The organism is Clostridioides sp. GD02367 (assembly GCF_045900275.1).
GTDB lineage: Bacteria > Bacillota > Clostridia > Peptostreptococcales > Peptostreptococcaceae > Clostridioides > Clostridioides difficile_A.
The window spans coordinates 31,987-49,383 of the sequence record NZ_JBJODK010000012.1; the positions used below are offsets into that span (position 1 = coordinate 31,987).

At 28.8% G+C, this 17,397-nt stretch carries 16 protein-coding genes and 1 riboswitch; all 16 genes read left to right on the plus strand.

Going from position 1 to position 17,397, the window contains the following annotated elements; genetic code table 11:
- The first annotated feature begins 188 nt into the window (after nt 1–188).
- The 16 genes from purR to pth all read left to right on the plus strand — a co-directional run bounded on the left by purR (nt 189) and on the right by pth (nt 17,395).
- Nucleotides 189–1,070, plus strand: a complete 882-nt coding sequence (purR, locus tag Q3223_RS14770; protein ID WP_054271952.1) for a pur operon repressor — start codon at nt 189–191, stop codon at nt 1,068–1,070.
- 155 nt (nt 1,071–1,225) lie between these two features.
- Nucleotides 1,226–1,504, plus strand: coding sequence for a septation regulator SpoVG (gene spoVG / locus Q3223_RS14775; protein WP_003421453.1), 279 nt, complete (start codon nt 1,226–1,228; stop codon nt 1,502–1,504).
- 211 nt (nt 1,505–1,715) lie between these two features.
- Nucleotides 1,716–3,095 carry a bifunctional UDP-N-acetylglucosamine diphosphorylase/glucosamine-1-phosphate N-acetyltransferase GlmU gene (glmU, locus tag Q3223_RS14780; protein WP_054271951.1) on the plus strand — a complete coding sequence of 460 codons (1,380 nt, stop codon included), beginning with the start codon at nt 1,716–1,718 and terminating at the stop codon, nt 3,093–3,095.
- A gap of 93 nt (nt 3,096–3,188) precedes the next feature.
- Entirely contained in the window at nt 3,189–4,139 is a 951-nt protein-coding gene (locus Q3223_RS14785) for a ribose-phosphate pyrophosphokinase (RefSeq protein WP_054271950.1), read from the plus strand.
- Nucleotides 4,140–4,971: 832 nt separating this feature from the next.
- Nucleotides 4,972–5,057, plus strand: a riboswitch (cyclic di-GMP riboswitch).
- Nucleotides 5,058–5,216: 159 nt separating this feature from the next.
- A complete protein-coding gene (locus tag Q3223_RS14790) occupies nt 5,217–5,738 on the plus strand; it encodes a type II secretion system protein (RefSeq protein ID WP_407812143.1) in 522 nt (173 codons plus the stop codon).
- Nucleotides 5,739–5,876: 138 nt separating this feature from the next.
- A complete protein-coding gene (locus Q3223_RS14795) occupies nt 5,877–7,553 on the plus strand; it encodes a GspE/PulE family protein (protein WP_054271948.1) in 1,677 nt (558 codons plus the stop codon).
- A gap of 11 nt (nt 7,554–7,564) precedes the next feature.
- A complete protein-coding gene (locus tag Q3223_RS14800; protein ID WP_219673898.1) occupies nt 7,565–8,773 on the plus strand; it encodes a type II secretion system F family protein in 1,209 nt (402 codons plus the stop codon).
- A 14-nt stretch (nt 8,774–8,787) separates the two neighbouring features.
- Nucleotides 8,788–10,500: a PilN domain-containing protein gene (locus Q3223_RS14805; RefSeq protein WP_054277748.1), complete on the plus strand. Its 1,713-nt coding sequence runs from the start codon at nt 8,788–8,790 to the stop codon at nt 10,498–10,500.
- On the plus strand, nt 10,493–11,401 hold the full coding sequence (gene pilO, locus Q3223_RS14810; protein WP_054271945.1) for a type 4a pilus biogenesis protein PilO: 909 nt from the start codon (nt 10,493–10,495) through the stop codon (nt 11,399–11,401). The genes Q3223_RS14805 and pilO overlap by 8 nt, the downstream gene beginning before the upstream one ends.
- Nucleotides 11,402–11,424: 23 nt before the next feature.
- Complete coding sequence (locus Q3223_RS14815) at nt 11,425–11,994, plus strand: prepilin-type N-terminal cleavage/methylation domain-containing protein (RefSeq protein ID WP_079740440.1); 570 nt, start codon at nt 11,425–11,427, stop codon at nt 11,992–11,994.
- A 36-nt stretch (nt 11,995–12,030) separates the two neighbouring features.
- The gene (locus Q3223_RS14820) at nt 12,031–12,558 is read left to right on the plus strand and encodes a prepilin-type N-terminal cleavage/methylation domain-containing protein (RefSeq protein ID WP_167639863.1); all 528 of its coding nucleotides are present in this window, start codon (nt 12,031–12,033) and stop codon (nt 12,556–12,558) included.
- Between the two features lie 20 nt (nt 12,559–12,578).
- Nucleotides 12,579–14,117, plus strand: coding sequence for a hypothetical protein (locus tag Q3223_RS14825; protein WP_167639864.1), 1,539 nt, complete (start codon nt 12,579–12,581; stop codon nt 14,115–14,117).
- A gap of 104 nt (nt 14,118–14,221) precedes the next feature.
- Nucleotides 14,222–15,304 (plus strand): type IV pilus twitching motility protein PilT, encoded by a 1,083-nt coding sequence (locus Q3223_RS14830; protein WP_054271941.1) that lies wholly within the window; start codon nt 14,222–14,224, stop codon nt 15,302–15,304.
- Nucleotides 15,285–16,067 (plus strand): A24 family peptidase, encoded by a 783-nt coding sequence (locus Q3223_RS14835; protein WP_054271940.1) that lies wholly within the window; start codon nt 15,285–15,287, stop codon nt 16,065–16,067. Before Q3223_RS14830 ends, Q3223_RS14835 begins: the two co-directional genes overlap by 20 nt.
- Nucleotides 16,068–16,170: 103 nt before the next feature.
- Complete coding sequence (locus Q3223_RS14840) at nt 16,171–16,821, plus strand: prepilin peptidase (RefSeq protein WP_054277743.1); 651 nt, start codon at nt 16,171–16,173, stop codon at nt 16,819–16,821.
- A 13-nt stretch (nt 16,822–16,834) separates the two neighbouring features.
- Nucleotides 16,835–17,395, plus strand: coding sequence for an aminoacyl-tRNA hydrolase (gene pth / locus Q3223_RS14845; protein WP_021386404.1), 561 nt, complete (start codon nt 16,835–16,837; stop codon nt 17,393–17,395).
- Nucleotides 17,396–17,397 lie beyond the last annotated feature (2 nt).

Sequence of the window (17,397 nt, forward strand, 5' to 3'; positions counted from 1 at the left end):
CTACAATATGAACTATTTTTGTGGTATAATAATATAATGTTCAATATTTTATAATTAATATGCATATAATATTATATGTATTTTATTTTTGAATATAATAAAACATAAGTAATATTATACCACAATAAGAATTGTTATGCATTAGTTAGTTTAACGTTATATAAAGGTACTTGTAGGAGGAAATAGCAATGAAATTTAAAAGAACAGAGAGAATTGGAGCGATAGTTAAAATACTATCTGACAATCCAAATAAAATATATACATTAAGTTATTTTACAAATCAATTTAATGCAGCAAAATCAACAATAAGTGAAGATTTATTAGTTGTAAAGAATGTATTTGAAAAACTTCATTTAGGTAAAGTTATAACTATCTCAGGAGCAGCAGGAGGAGTAAAATATATACCTAAAACTTCTATAGCAGAAAATGCAGAGTTCTTAATGGAATTATGTGAAAAAATATGCGACAAGTCTAGAATATTATCTGGTGGTTTTTTATACTTGATTGATTTAATTTATGACCCTACAATAGCTGCTAAAATAGGAAAGATATTTGCCTCAAATATTGATTATGTAGATGCAGATTATGTTGTAACAATGGAGACAAAAGGTATACCTATGGCACTTATGACTGCTAAAGCTATGAATTTGCCTCTAGTAATAATAAGAAAAGATATAAAGGTATCAGAAGGTCCTACTCTTAGTATGACATATGTGAGTGGTAATAGAAGCTCTAAGGTTGAGAGTATGAGTTTACCAAGAAAAGCCCTTAAGCCAGACAGTAAGGTTATAATTATAGATGATTTCATGAGGGGTGGAGGTACTATAAAAGGAATGGTAGACCTTATGAATGAATTTGGTGCAGAAGTTATAGGTACTGGAGTATTCATATCTACAACAAACCCTTCAGAAAAGATGGTAAAAGATTATATCTCATTAATTCAGTTGGATGTCGATGGAGATAAAATAGTAGTAGAGCCAAACTTAAAGACTTTTAAAGATGAATATAGAAATGAAGATTTAGATGAGGAAGAAGATTCAGAATTTGAATTTGAGATAGATGAAGATTAATAAAAAAAATATTTAGAAAAATATGTAAAAATAAAAAGAGGATATCCCTAGTTGTTCATAGAATTACTTAAAAAACAGTTTATATTAATTTATTCCAGCGATAATAATTTTAATATAAATTAATTTCTGTCAAAATCAAAGGGGGATATTTTGGTATGAAGATAACTGACGTAAGAGTAAGAAAATTAACAGAAGAAGGTAAGATGAAATGTATAGTTTCAATAACTTTCGATAATTTGTTTGTAGTACATGATATAAAAGTTATAGAAGGCCATAATGGCCTATTTATAGCAATGCCTAGCAGAAAAGTAGGCGAAGGAAATTTCAGAGATATAGCTCATCCAATAAATGCAGAAATGAGACAAGTTTTAGAAGATGCAGTTTTACAAGCTTATCATGAAGCATTAGTTCAATGGGAAGTAGCTGCTGAATAATAATAAATATATAAAATGGAGAGAGCCCGAACATTTAGGCTCTTTTTAAATGGAGAATTTGTATTAAAATATGTACTTTTTAGTAAAAAAGTGCTATATTATTAGTGATAATGTATATGTTGTATACAAATTGTCAAATAAATGTATTATAATGTATATTGATTGAGAGAATAATACGAATAAAATTAAATTGATTGAATGGAGTGTATCAATGAACTTTAAAGCTATAATCCTTGCCGCAGGCAAAGGAACAAGAATGAAGTCTAAATACCCAAAAGTTATTCATAAAGTATGTGGAAAAGAAATGGTCAACCATATTATAGATGTTTCAAAAAAATCTGGTGTAAAAGATACTGTTGTGATTTTGGGACATGAAGCTGAGGTAGTAAAAGAAAAACTAGCAGAAGAAACTATAATAGCTATGCAAACAGAACAGCTTGGAACAGGACATGCTGTAAAGATGGCTAAAGAATATATTAATGATGAAGATATAATAGTTGTACTTTGTGGAGATACTCCACTTATAAAGGAAGAGACATTAAAAAAATTATTTGAATATCATATAGAAAATAAATATCATGCCACAGTTCTTACAACAAGAGTTGGAAACCCAACAGGTTATGGTAGAATAATAAGAGATAAGAAGGGTGACCTTCTCAGAATAGTGGAACAAAAAGATGCAAATTCAGAAGAAAAAATGATAAGTGAGATAAACTCTGGAATTTATTGTTTTAATGGTAAGAGTCTTAGAGAAGCATTAGATTTGTTAAATAATAACAATGCACAAGGCGAATATTATTTAACTGATACTGCTAAAATAATGAGAGATAAAGGTCTTAAAGTTGGTGCATTTGCAGGTTCAACTATTGAAGAGCTTATGGGTGTTAATTCAAGAGTAGAATTATCAAAAGCAGAAGAGATTATGAGAAGAAGAATAAATGAATCTCATATGGTAAATGGAGTGACTATAATAAACACTAACTCTACCTATATAGAATCTGATGTTGAGATAGGTAATGATACTATAATATATCCAGGAGTTATGTTACAAGGGAAAACAAAGATAGGTTCAGATTGTATAATTGGGACAAATTCATCTATAACAAATTCAGAAATAGGTGATGGTACAGAAGTAAAAAATTCAACTATAATTGATAGTAAAGTTGGAGAAAATACTACTATTGGTCCATATGCATATCTAAGACCAAAGAGTAACTTAGGAAACAATGTAAAAATAGGCGATTTTGTTGAAGTAAAAAATGCTGTTATAGAAGATGGTTCAAAGGCATCTCATCTTTCTTACATAGGAGACGCACATGTTGGTAAAAATGTAAACATTGGATGTGGAGTAGTCTTTGTAAACTATGATGGTAAAAACAAATTTAAATCAATAGTAAAAGATAATGCATTTATAGGTTCAAATTCTAACCTAGTTGCACCAGTAGTTGTAGAAGAAAAAGGATATATAGCAACTGGTTCAACAATAACACACGATGTTCCAGATGGAGCCTTGGCAATAGCTAGAGAAAGACAAGTTATTAAAGAAGGCTGGGTAGAAAAGAAGAATCAAAAAGATGCAGAAGGTAAGTAATCATTAGTTTATTATTTTGGCTAATAAATTTAGCTCGAAATTATTATAAATTATATTCACTAGGATTTTAAAATTTTCAGGAGGGTTACATAAATGAATACTAGCGGAAGCGAGATTAAAATTATTGCAGGTAATTCATCGAAAGAGTTAGCGCAGAAGATAGCTGACTATATAGGTGTATCAGTGCTAGACTGTGAAGTAGGTACATTCAGTGATGGTGAAATATGTGTAAACATGAATGAGACAGTAAGAGGTTGTGATGTGTTTGTAGTACAATCTACTAACAGTCCAGTAAATGATAACTTAATGGAGTTATTAATCTTAATTGATGCATTAAAGAGAGCATCAGCAGGAAGAATAACAGCAGTTATTCCTTACTATGGATATGCAAGACAAGACAGAAAAGCTAAGGCAAGAGATCCAATCACTGCTAAATTAGTTGCAAACTTAATAACTGCTGCTGGAGCAGACAGAGTATTAACAATGGATTTACATGCAGCTCAAATACAAGGATACTTTGATATACCACTAGACCACTTATTAGGTGGAACAATATTAGCAGATTACTTCAATGAAAAGAAAATAGAAGATTTAGTAGTAGTATCTCCTGATTTAGGAAGTGTTACTAGATCAAGAAAATTTGCCAATACTTTAAATGGAGAAGTGCCAATAGCTATAATAGATAAGAGAAGACCAAAAGCTAATGTATGTGAAGTTATGAACTTAATAGGTGACGTTAAAGGTAAAAATGTTATACTATTAGATGACATGATAGATACAGCAGGAACAATAGTTAATGCAGCAAATGCACTTAAAGAATTTGGTGCAAAAGATGTTTATGCTTGTTGTACTCATGGTGTATTATCAGGACCAGCTATTGAAAGAATTTCTAATTCAGAGATAAGTGAGTTAATAGTTCTTGATACTATACAACTTCCTGAAGAGAAAAGAATTGATAAGATAAAGATAAAAACTGTAGCTCCTTTATTTGGTGATGCTATAAGAATGATATTCTCTAACGAATCAGTAAGTAAATTATTCTAATTTATTAGATTTATAAGAGTTGTTTAAAAGGATATAAAACTTTTGGACAACTCTTTTTTGTTATTTTAATTTATAGGAATATTTTAGATGTGTATATGTAATTTTAGAAAAGGATTATAGTTTGAAACTTTGGTGAATTTAAGTAAAAATAAGTATAAGAAGTAAATAAAATTATGAATATTATGAATATAAAAAATATTTGGAAAAAGTATTGAAAAATTTCAGATTATGTAGTATTATGTAAATATAAATAAAGAAAGAGGTGTTTCCAATGGGAAGGTCAGAAGATGAACCCTTAATAATTAAATGATTCAGTCACAATCTATAAGGAATAAAAAAATCTATTGAAAGTTTATTTATAAGAATTGAAAATAGTATCTATTCTATATCTTTAATGTTTGTGAGAGGGTTCTGGATTATATAAAGTTACTGTAAAGAAAGTAATTTTGCACAATAAGCATATCTGTAAATGAAGAATTTCGTTTATATAGTGATTGTGGCTGAATCATAATTAAAAGAGATAGAATGTTTATAATAGATGATTTTAATAAAATACTATATTGTAATAGCTTCTAGCTTTCAAATAAATATTAGCAAAGGATGGAAATGACGATGATAAAACTAAATGATAATTTATAAATATCTCCTTACGATATATGATAATTGTAGGGAGATGTTTCTTTTTTTGTATAGTCTAAATATTTCTAGAAGTTGTGTTTCAATATGTAAAAAATTGGTATATATAAATAATATAAACTTAGTTGATAAAATTTGGTAACTATTATATAATATAAGTGGATATGTATATATAATTATGCATTACCCTGAATTTAATAAAAATAGAAACGCTGATATATGTTCTGTGATGTGGGCACCTTGGGACATATGGAGTTAGTGGTGCAACCGGCTATGGAATTGTATTTATTTATGGATACTTTTATTTTCATAGCATTTTTTGTTTTAAAATGGTTATATGCTAGAAATAAATCTGGTTAGTACGTGTAAATAACTTTACTTAGATTTTAACCAGGTATATTATAAGTAAGTATTAATTAAAAAAATTGAGGGGGAATAAAAATGAAGTTAAGAAAGAATAAAAAAGGTTTCACTTTGGTGGAATTATTGGTAGTAATTGCAATTATAGGTATATTAGCAGTAGTAGCAGTTCCAGCTTTATTTAGTAATATAAATAAGGCTAAGGTAGCAAGTGTTGAGTCTGATTATAGTTCAGTTAAGAGTGCAGCTTTGTCTTATTATTCAGATACTAATAAGATGCCAGTTTCAACAGATAATAAAGCTGATTTAACTATCTTGGAGACTTATATGGAATCTCTTCCAGATAAAGCAGATATAGGAGGCAATTATAACTTACTTTTAGTTGGAAAGAAACTAGCACTACAAATAGGTGATAGTGATAATGGAGTTACATTAACAAAAGCACAATCAGCAAAATTATTGAGTGATTTAGGTGAAAATAAAATATATACAAATGCTAGTTTAGGTAGTGCAAATAAATTAAAAGATACTGACACAGTGGATAATAAAGCTCTATATATAGTACTTATAGACAATACTGATATGGATTCAGATGCTAAGTAATACTCATATTTATTAAGTAAGATATTATAAATTTAATGAAAAAGACAGGAAGAAGAATCTTCCTGTCTTTTTATACTATTTTCTTTTATATCCAATCACAAATGATGATATAATTGAGATAGTAAAGGAGTGAAATCTGTGGCTAAAAAAGTTAGAATAGGAGACAAACTGGTTGAAAAAGGATACATAACAGAAGACCAGCTTAAATGGGCATTATCAGAACAAAAAAACAGTGGAAAAAGACTAGGAGAATTTCTAGTACAAGAAGGTCTTATAGATAGTAACTTATTAATAAGTGTATTAAAAGAACTTTTGGATATAGAAAGTGTATTTTTAGAAGGAACAGAAATAGACACATTAGCTACAAAAATGGTTCCAGAAAATATATGCAAAAGATATGCGATATTTCCATTCAAAATCGATGGAGACAAGATATGTCTAGCCATGTCAGACCCACAAGATAGAGAAGCAGTTCAAGATGTAAGACGTATGTCAGGGAAAGATGTAGAAATATTTATATCGAGTGCAGAAGATATAAACAAAGCAATAGGTCATGCTTATGCTCATTCAGAAATAAATAAGGCAATGACTGAGTACAACAAGAATAGAACTGGTGGAGTAAGAGAAACAGTAATACTTGAAGAAGATGTAAACGCAGCTCCAATAGTAAGATTAGTAAACAACATACTAGAAAATGCTGTGAGAATGGAAGCAAGTGATATACATATAGAACAAAGCGAAAATTACATGCGTGTTAGATTTAGAATAGATGGTATGCTAAGGGAATATATGAGAATGAACTCAGCGCCATACAAAGCAGTAGTAAGTCGTATCAAAATAATGTCAGATATAAATATATCTGAAAAGAGAATCCCACAAGATGGCAGAATCTATTTAAAAGTAGATAACAAACCTATAGATTTTAGGGTTTCTACAATGCCAACTAATAGGGATGAAAAGATAGCCATGAGGGTTCTTGATAAGAGTAATTTTATGGTTAGTAAAGAAGTACTAGGAATAGATGAACATGGCTCTAAGATATATGACGAGTTGATAAACACTCCTTATGGGCTTATATTGGTAGTTGGTCCTACTGGAAGTGGAAAGACAACTACATTATATTCAATGTTAAATCAATTAAATACAGAAAATAGGAACCTCCTAACTATAGAAGACCCTATAGAGTATGAATTACCTGGCGTAAATCAATCTCAAATAAATGAAAAAGCAGGTCTTACCTTTGCCAGTGGACTTAGAGCTTTTATGCGTCAAGACCCAGATATAATAATGGTTGGGGAGATAAGGGATACTGAAACTGCGGAAATAGCAATAAGAGCTTCTCTTACAGGACATTTAGTTTTAAGCACATTACATGCAAATACAGCAGTTGGAGCAATTTCTCGTCTTTTAGATATGGATGTAGAAAGTTTTTTGATAACTTCATCTGTTTTAGGGGTAATATCTCAAAGACTTACAAGAAAAATTTGTGAGCATTGTAGGGTTTCATATGAAGCAGATATCGGAGAAAAAAAGGCTCTTGGTATTGATATAAATGAATCAGTAACTATTTATAAAGGAGAAGGATGTGAAAGATGCAATAATACAGGATATAAGGGGCGTCTAGGTATATTTGAAATGCTTGAAATAACACCAGAAATAAAAGAGTTAATAGATTCATCTGCCAATCAAAGAGAAATTTTAAAGGTAGCTAGACAACAAGGTATGATTAGTCTAAAAGAGGATATAGTTAAAAAGGTTTTAAATGGAAAGACAACAGTAGAAGAAATGATTAGAATAATTTTGATGACTGATTAAAGGATGATATTATGAAAAGTTTTAAGTATACAGTGATAAAAGAGGATGGAAAAAAGCAAACTGATGTGATTGAAGCTAATGATTTTAATGAAGCTAGAAATCTACTTAGAAAAAGAAATCTTAGAGTTCTCGAAATTAAAGAAAGTAAAAGTAAAAATATAAATGTCTTTAGTAGAAAGAGAAAAAAAGACTTAGGAGCTGACCAGATAAGCCACTTTTGTAGACAGTTTGCTATTATAGTATCTTCAGGTATAAATAGTATTTCAGGACTAGAAACATTAGCCAGAAGGTCAACTAATGTTACCTTGAGAGAAGAAATTAATCGTATAGTGGCAGAAATAAAAATAGGTTCTACTATTGCAGATTCAATGCTTTCATCAAAATCAAAGTTTCCAAAATTACTTGGAGCTATGGTAGCTACAGGTGAGGCCACAGGTAAATTAGATGAAGTATTAAAAAGTATGGCTTCATTTTACTCAAGTGAACATAGAATTAAGCAAAAGCTTAGAAATGCAGCAACATATCCACTAATAGTTTTAATTTCTTCATTTATAATGATTTTTATATTTACAGCATTTATGGTGCCTAAGATGGTTAATTCAATTACAACAGTAGGTGCAACCCTTCCCCTTATAACAAGAATTGTTATGGGGTTTGGTATGTTTATGAAGAAGTTTTGGATAATAGTACTTCTAGCTATTATACTGTCCATTTACCAATTTAAGAAATATTTAAAAACACCAATTGGTAGAGCACATAAAGATAGAGTCATAAATAAGATACCTATTTTAGGAAAAGGAATAAACTGTATGGTAGCTACACGTTTTTCAAGAGCATTGTATCTATTTGTATCAACAGGGTACCCATTAGTTCAGGGACTTGATTATATTATAGATAGTGTAAATAATACCATGGCAGAAAAGATTTTGTCATCAGCTAAAGATGGAATAACAAGAGGTGAGGGCTTAGCAGAAAACTTAGAGAGATATACCTATTTTGATTCTGTATTAGTGCAGATGATAGCTATAGGAGAGCAGACAGGGGAGTTAGAGAATATAAGCAGACAGATGGCCGAATTCTATGAGTATGAATCCGAAATTTATTTAAATAGGATGGCATCAATGATAGAACCTGTTTTAATAATTGCAGTTGGTATTATAGTTGCGGTACTGGTTGTATCAATATTTATGCCAATGCTTAGTATATATGATGCTATGTAGGAGGGAAAGGACAAATGAACAAGGTTTATGTATCATATTATGGCGATTCTATTTCCATAGTTGAGGGCAGATATAAACATGATAAAGATAAGTTTTATATAAAAAATTTTAATGCGTTTTCAATAGAGGATATTGCACAAGATTTTTCTAAGGAAAAGTATGCTCTATTGAGATACGCATTAGAAAATATTAAGTTAAAATCAAGACATGTAGTTTTTTGTTTAAATACAAGAGATGTAATTCTAAAACCCCAAAAACTCCCTAAGATGGATAAAAAGGATTTAGATGGATTTATGAAGCTAGAAATGGATGAGATGATGGCTTTGGAATCAGATGAATATGTGTTTTCATATGAAGTATCTAGTGAAACATCAGATAGTTCAACTGGTGAGGAGTCAAGTCTAAATCTTATCATTGGAGCTATAAAAAAGGAAGAAATAAATGCAATTGTAGAGATAATGCATGAGTTCGATTTAATATTGGATAGAATAGACACATTATCAACAGCTTATTTAAGAATTCTTAAAAATTTGGATTACAACGATATAATGGTAACTAACATAAGTGACAATAGTACAATTATAAATATATATAAGAAAGATACTTTATTTATTAGTGATAATATACCGATAAGAATAACTGCAAAAGATATGGAAATGCAATTATTAAATGTAGTAGAAGAATCAAAAGGTCTTATGAATTACTATTCGTCAAGAAACTTTGGTAAGGTTACAGATACCATATTAATATTAGGAAAAAGATATTCAAATAAATTGATTTATGAGGCTTTTAGTTCTGCATTTTCAAATTATGTTTCTCAAGGTCTTACTGAAATAATGGATATATCTGATATGATAACTGGAGATATAGACGAAGATGATATAAATTCAATTGTAGAGCTTCTAGGAAGTATGATAGAACCTAAAGGTAAAAAGGATTTTGAAAATATAAATTTTTTACCAATGGATATACTCAAAAAACAGATGAAAGCCAAGCAAGTGAAAAACATACTAAAAATAGCACCAATAGTTATTTTAGTTCTTGCTATTCCATATTTATGTTTGATTTTTTCAAATAGCTTAGCTAATAAAGAGCTTGAAAATGTTAATGATGAAATAAGAAGTATTGAATCTGCATATTATCAGATTGGAAATATAGAAAAGATGATACAAAGCAAAACTGAAGAAATAAAAGTATATGATATGTTAATTGGGAAAAAGGTGAAGTGGGAAAATTTATTGGATGATATAGATAAAAATACTCCAAGTAGAGTTGAGCTAACAAGTTTATCAACTACTTACCAAAATCTTGGAACTACTAATAAAACTGAAAACTCAAATAATGATAAAGCTACTACAAATAAATCAAGTAATAATGAAACAAAATCAAACACAAAAAGCAATAGTGATGGAAATAAAACTAGTAGTGATTTAAGTGAAGAGAAGACTACAAATATATCAGAAGCATTAACTGGGGATAGTGAAACTAATGATACAGATACAGAGAAGGATGATAAGACACCATTATATGACAAGATACCAAATATCATAAACATAGAAGGAAATGCTAAAGATTCTTCTTATGTAGGTCAATTTTTATATAAACTAAAGGGATTGTATTATTTTGAGGATGTTAAATTACATAGCATAAAAAATAATGAAGAAGATTCTAATTATACATTTAACATGACATTATACCTGAAAGAAGGTGTATTAACTAATGAATAAAGATATATTTAAAAAAGATATAAAAGACATATTCAAAGTGGAGGTTACTCTAAAAGGAATTCTTATAAAAGTCATAATTTTATTAGCTATTTTATCATATGGCTACTTTGGACTTTATCCTCAATACCAAAAATATGTTGCTACAAAAAATTCTGTAAAACAATCTACAGAAAAATTAAATACGTATAAAGAGAAAACAGCTCTTATGCCAAAATATGAAAAACAACTTAAGGAAATTGAAAGTGAACTTAAAGAAAAAAGTAAAAACCTTTTATATGATATGCAAGACGGTCTTTTTTTAATAGGTCTAGACAAAAAAATGAAAGCATACAATATAGACTTAACTAGTTACGATGTTGGAAACGTTAGAGAATATGAACATTTTTATGGTATATCAACAACAATAAGTGTCAGAGGTGATTATAGAAACGTCAAGAAATTAATGGCTTACTTAGAAGAACAAAAAAATGTTACTCAGATATTAGATTATACAATGACTTCATATATAGAGCCAGAAAAAGAAGAAAAAGAAACGACAACTAGTAAGGATTTAATTAAAAATGTGAACATAAATAAAGATACAAAAATATATTGGGTAGAAGGCGAAGATAGATGGCACTTATATAATGATTGTCCATTGATAAAAGAAGGAGAAATTCTAAAAAATGATAAGCTTTTAGATAGGTCTACTAGTTATCTATGTAATACTTGTGTACTTAGAGCAGCTACAGAGAAAGAAATACAAAAAGAAGTTGTAGCTCCAGAAGCAGAAGGTGTAGTGGATGCTACATTCAAATTTATAATGTACACTAAGGATAATACTACTATGATACTTGATACAGATAATCCATCTTCATGGAGACCAGGAAAATATAATCCATTTAAGTCTAGTGCAAAATAAAGCTAAATGGGCTTTAAAGATAGGTGATAAACTTGTACAAAAATAATGAAAAAGGTCTTACCTTATTAGAAATAATCGTAGCTGTATTTATATTGACTATAGTTTTAAGTATTTCTTATAAAGTGTTTAATGGTATAACATTAGCAGTAAAGAAACAACAAATCATTACAGATGCTCAAGTAAATGTTAATTTGATTAATAAGTATCTAAATAGGGATTTAGAAAACTGTAAAGAGGTAACCAAAGCTAGCTCAGGTGATAATTATGAATATAATATAGAGACACCAGATAATATTGTAAGGTATGAAGTTTCTATAGAAACCAAAAATAATACAGGAGTATATTCTGTAACGAGAATTCAAGAAAATACTTCTGATGCTGATAATGCAGTTAGAGAAGAAATAATCTCTAATCAACCACTAGTTCAAAATAATAAAGAAATGAAGGAAACACCATTTAAAATAGAGAAGCAAACTGATAAATCTATTTATACTGTAAGTATATACTATAATGAATCAACACAAGAAAGTCAGAAAGACAGTGATTTAAACAATAAGACTTATACATTTGATGTTATGTCTAGAATTGGGTAATAAGAATTTATTTAAAAATAAGTAGGTTGATAAAATATGGGTAAAAAGAGTAATGAAAAAGGATTTTCCTTAATTGAAGTGCTGGTAGCCCTGGCTATTATGGGAATTATACTATTTGCATTTTTTAACATTATCAATACTAATAACAAAGCTAATACTAAAAATGACACAGATATAAGTTCCTTAAACTATGTTCAAAGTGAAATAGAAAATCTGAGGGGAAAAATAAAGAGTGGAGAATTTGATTTTGATAGTTTAGATAAACAAGAAGATGGGAATGTTGTGTATGAAAAACTAATAGATAAGTCAAAAAAAGTAGTGTATGATAAAGTACTTAGTAAGGATGATGTGAGTCTATATGATACTCCATACGAAAAGATTACAACTATAAAAGATAAAAATGGAGATTTAATTGACAAAGAAAGTATTGCAAATAAGATAAAGATTACTGTAGAAGATAAAAATGGTCAAATATATAAAATAATTGCAATTGGAAAAAGTATGAATGACTATTCAAGTAAAAAAGAAGTTAAAATTGTAACTGAAATATTTAAAGATAAATAATTTTACTTGGGGGTGAGATTTTGAGGAAGTGGAATAAATCTAAAAGTGAAAGAGGGGCAGCTTTAGTTTTAGTTTTGGTAGTGGTGGCATTGCTTTCTATTGTGGGATTGACATTTTCAAATCAGATAGCTAATAGAATAAAATCTACAAAGACTACTAATGAGGGTATACAAGCAAAGTATTTGGCAGAAACATGTGTGGAAAATAGTATTGATAAAACATATACAAAATTATATGATGAGCTTGAAAAAATAGATAATGAGTTTAAAAATGAAAATAAAGAAAAATCTATATCTAGGTCAACATTAAGGAATATATCAGAGACAGATATTAATAATCAAGATGATGAAAATCTTCCAGAAGAAAGATTAGGTTATATGAATAATGTAAAGTCTTATTTAAGTAAGGCTTCTTCAGATTTAGAAAAAGCTAGTATAGAGTTAAAAAAATTACAGGATTTAAATATACTTGATGATAGAGATTTTGAAGAAGTAAATATAAATATTCTATCACATAGAGATTCTATATTAGCAATCTTGAAGAATTATACTTCTGGAGATATAAATAAAATAAGTGAAAGTGTTTTGGATGGAGATATAAATTCAACTACGATTACTGAAACAAAGTTAATAAATAATGATATTATTTTAAAAATGTTCTTAGATGAAGGTAAAGTTGAAAAAGAACAATTAAATCCTACATTTTCATACACTTATAAAGCACTAGATAATATTTCCTTGGCAATGCAAAATATGATTGAGTATAGACATACATTTCATATTGATGACCCAAAAGTAGACGTATCTGATGGAATTCCAAATTCTCAACAATATTATGACTTAATACAAAGTTCTATAATGAATAGTAAGAAATATAATTGGAAGGATACATGGGAGAAATTAGAAGTATTATTGAAAGATTTACCAAATCAAACTGAAGGATTTAATTCCTTAAGAGTTCATTTGAGAAATAATGTAAGAAAATTTGAACAGTTAAGTGATAATATATCTAATGGTAATAAAAATACGGCAGAAGCTTTTTTAGAATATAAAGATTTATTATATGAGATATCAGAACAATGCAATCAGTTAAAAAGTATGTCTTATGAGAAGATACCAGTTAGATATGACAATATGGCTTTGATAACAAACTTCAATTATATACAAAATGATCTTTTAGCAGAAATAAAGTGCAGACTGAAAGAATTAAAACCTCAAGAAGTTGATAAAACAGAAGACACTACTATAAAAATACCTTTTTACAAAGCTGACTATGATATGACAAAAGAAGGTTGGCCAGAATTAAAAGAAAATGGCTCAGGGTCAGAATTGAGTTTAATAGTAACTGGGGATGAAGACGGAATAAAAGAGGTAGAAATTAAAGAAGGACAAGAAAAAATTCTCGGATTAGGTGTTGAAGAAAACTCAAATTCAAAATATGAAGTTGAGGCTAAAGTTAAATTTAATATAAATGTAGATTCAAATATATTAGATAATTATGATATAAAAGACAAAATTTCAATTAGCCATGACATAAGTTCATACAAAAAGGTAAACTAAACACAAAAATACAACTTAGTATAAACGAATAAGTAATAAATTAACTTTGTATATTTATTACTAAAAAATAAGTAAACTAATAAAAGATATGGAGATTAAATATTATGTATATTTATGATTTATTGGAGCAAGGTATAAGACTGAACGCATCAGACATACACATAACGGTTGGAACGAATCCTGTAGCTAGAGTAAAAGGTGGATTTGTAAAGCTAAGTGAGCAGATACTTACACCAGAAATAACAATGCAAATGGCAAAAGACATAGCAGGGGAATCTATGTTTAAAGTAATAGAAGAACATGGAGAAGCTGATTTTTCAGCTTCTCTAAAAACAGGTGAAAGATTTAGGGTAAACTCATATAGACAAAAAGGCGATTACGCAATAGCAATAAGAACTATAACAGCAGAGATACCAACTTTTGAGAAATTAGGTCTTCCAGAAAATATAAGGTCATTTACTGAAAGGCATAAAGGATTAGTTTTAGTTACAGGTCCAACAGGAAGTGGTAAAAGTACAACACTTGCAAGTATGATAAATATAATAAATGAAACACAGCAAAAACATATAATTACACTTGAGGACCCAATAGAATATGTACATCATCATAAACAAAGCTTGGTAAATCAAAGAGAAGTAGGAACTGATACAGAAAGTTTTCACTCAGCTCTTAGAGCTATCTTGCGTCAAGACCCAGATGTAATACTAATAGGAGAGATGAGAGACCCTGAGACTGTGTCAATAGCATTAACAGCAGCAGAAACAGGGCATTTGGTATTTTCAACACTACATACAGTTGGAGCAGCTAAGACAATAGATAGAATAGTTGATATGTTCCAACCATCTCAACAGCAACAAATAAAGACTCAGTTATCTACAGTTTGTGAAGGGGTAGTGTCACAACAATTACTTCCTACAGCTGATGGAAAAGGTAGAATAGCTGCTATTGAATTGATGTTTGCTACTCCAGCAATAAAAAACTTAATAAGAGAAGGAAAAACATATCAGATTCCAAACATGATACAGACTGGGGTTAAAGCAGGTATGAAGACTATGGACCAAGATTTAATGGAACTTTATAAAAACGGAAAGATTACAAAAGATATGGCACTTAGTAGATGTACTGACCAAGAGTTTATGACAAGGATGATAGGTGGAGTAAATTATAATGGACATTATAATCGTTAATTTATACGTATTTATAGTTGGACTAGTATTTGGAAGTTTCTTTAATGTTTGCATTTTTAGGATTCCAGAAGGTATATCTATTTCTAGACCTCCATCCCATTGTATGAGTTGTAACACTAGATTAAAGCCTATAGACTTGATACCAGTACTAAGCTATTTAATAAGTGGTAGAAAATGTAGATATTGTTGTGAGAAAATCTCTAGTAGATATGCTCTAGTAGAATTAATTACAGGAATTTTATTTTTAACAGTGTTTATGATATATGGAATATCTACAACAACCATTTATTATTTAGTTCTTGTGTCTTTACTGATTATAATAACATTTATAGATATTGACCACTTTATAATACCAGATAGAATACTGATTTTTGGAGCTATATTTGCTATAATTTTTAATCTCATTTTTAAAGAAATACCAATTAAGAATTCCATTATAGGAGCTTTTATCTGTGGAGGAAGCGTTTGGCTTATTGTGCTTCTTATTGAATTTATAGTAAAAAAAGAGTGTATGGGTGGAGGAGATATTAAACTATTTGCAATGATAGGTCTTTATATGGGTGTTAAAAATGGTCTTTTGACTGCCCTACTAAGCGTTTATGTAGGTGCAGTATATGGAATTTGTGTGATAATCTTAAGTAAGATAAAGAGAAAGAAATACAATTCTGTTATACCTTATGGTCCATTTATATCAATTGGAGCATTAATAACAATCTTATGTGGGAAACAGTTACTTGAACTTTATTTTTCTATGATTATGTAGAAAATAGTTAAACTTAATCAAGTTTTAATTTTTATAAAAATGAATTAAAGTATTCAATAAGGACAATATTATTATTAACCCTATTACTAACGTGCTATAGACTATGGAGTATATAATAATAATTTCCTTATTTTTTGCGCATTTGATAAATAAATCTCTAGATATTTTTTGTGCTAGAGGAAAGAAAAATCTATATAATATGTTTTTTATTTACATAATAACTGTAGTCTTATCTGTATTAATATATCTAAAGTTTGGAATTAGTGTAGAATGTGTACAATATATGGTATTAATTCCATTTCTAATAATTATATCCATTATAGATTACTACACAATATATGTATATGATATAACAATAGTTAGTGGTATAATAGTTCAAGGTATAATTTTTTTGGTATTTTGCAATATTGTTAAGTTTGACTATATAAATCATATAATTGGACTAGCAATAGGCTTTGTTATACCTTATATTATTGCTAAATTAACAAAAGGATTAGGCTATGGAGATGTAGGTCTCTATAGCTTATGTTGCTTTGCATTGGGAAATAATTATGGTTTTTATGTGATAGTTTTATCATTTATTTTAGCGTTTTTGTTTTTTGTTGTTTTATACATACCTAAAATATTTAAAGGTATAAGCATAAAAAGGCAGATTCCTTTTACACCTTTTATTTCCTTATCAACAATTATAATAATATTTACAGAGTATAATATATTTGATTTTTATTATAGTTTGTTATACAAATTTATATAACAGGAGGTAAGAAATGTACGTAGTAGTAGGGTTAGGTAATCCAGGAAAGAAATATGAGAAGACTAGACATAACGTTGGATTTGATGTTATAGATATTCTTGCAAAAGAATACAACATTAGTGTCACTAAAATAAAGCATAAAGCTTTAATTGGTGAAGGTAGAGTAGGTACTGAAAAAGTATTATTAGTAAAACCACAAACTTATATGAATTTAAGTGGAGAAACATTAATAGATATATATAAATATTATAAGGTTGATTTAAGTAATATAGTAGTAGTATACGATGATATAGACTTAGAGGTTGGAAAAATACGTATAAGAAAAAAGGGAAGTGGGGGAACACATAATGGTATGAAGTCTATAACTAAATGCCTAGGTTCAAATGATTTTCCAAGAGTAAGAGTAGGTGTATCTAAGCCAGCAATTGGGCAAGATTTAGCCGACTTTGTGCTTTCTAGATTTAGAAAAGAAGAATCTGATAATATAAATGAAGCACTAGAAAAAGCAGCATGTGCTATTGACTCAATAATAAGAGAAAATATAGATATGTCTATGAACAAATACAATGGATAGTG

Excerpts from the sequence above, each read along its gene's own strand:
- purR (WP_054271952.1), top strand. The coding sequence starts at position 189 with ATGAAATTTAAAAGAACAGAGAGAATTGGAGCGATAGTTAAAATACTA.
- spoVG (WP_003421453.1), top strand. The coding sequence starts at position 1,226 with ATGAAGATAACTGACGTAAGAGTAAGAAAATTAACAGAAGAAGGTAAG.
- glmU (WP_054271951.1), top strand. The coding sequence starts at position 1,716 with ATGAACTTTAAAGCTATAATCCTTGCCGCAGGCAAAGGAACAAGAATG.
- Q3223_RS14785 (WP_054271950.1), top strand. The coding sequence starts at position 3,189 with ATGAATACTAGCGGAAGCGAGATTAAAATTATTGCAGGTAATTCATCG.
- Q3223_RS14790 (WP_407812143.1), top strand. The coding sequence starts at position 5,217 with ATGAAGTTAAGAAAGAATAAAAAAGGTTTCACTTTGGTGGAATTATTG.
- Q3223_RS14800 (WP_219673898.1), top strand. The coding sequence starts at position 7,565 with ATGAAAAGTTTTAAGTATACAGTGATAAAAGAGGATGGAAAAAAGCAA.
- Q3223_RS14805 (WP_054277748.1), top strand. The coding sequence starts at position 8,788 with ATGAACAAGGTTTATGTATCATATTATGGCGATTCTATTTCCATAGTT.
- pilO (WP_054271945.1), top strand. The coding sequence starts at position 10,493 with ATGAATAAAGATATATTTAAAAAAGATATAAAAGACATATTCAAAGTG.
- Q3223_RS14820 (WP_167639863.1), top strand. The coding sequence starts at position 12,031 with ATGGGTAAAAAGAGTAATGAAAAAGGATTTTCCTTAATTGAAGTGCTG.
- Q3223_RS14830 (WP_054271941.1), top strand. The coding sequence starts at position 14,222 with ATGTATATTTATGATTTATTGGAGCAAGGTATAAGACTGAACGCATCA.
- Q3223_RS14835 (WP_054271940.1), top strand. The coding sequence starts at position 15,285 with ATGGACATTATAATCGTTAATTTATACGTATTTATAGTTGGACTAGTA.
- Q3223_RS14840 (WP_054277743.1), top strand. The coding sequence starts at position 16,171 with ATGGAGTATATAATAATAATTTCCTTATTTTTTGCGCATTTGATAAAT.
- pth (WP_021386404.1), top strand. The coding sequence starts at position 16,835 with ATGTACGTAGTAGTAGGGTTAGGTAATCCAGGAAAGAAATATGAGAAG.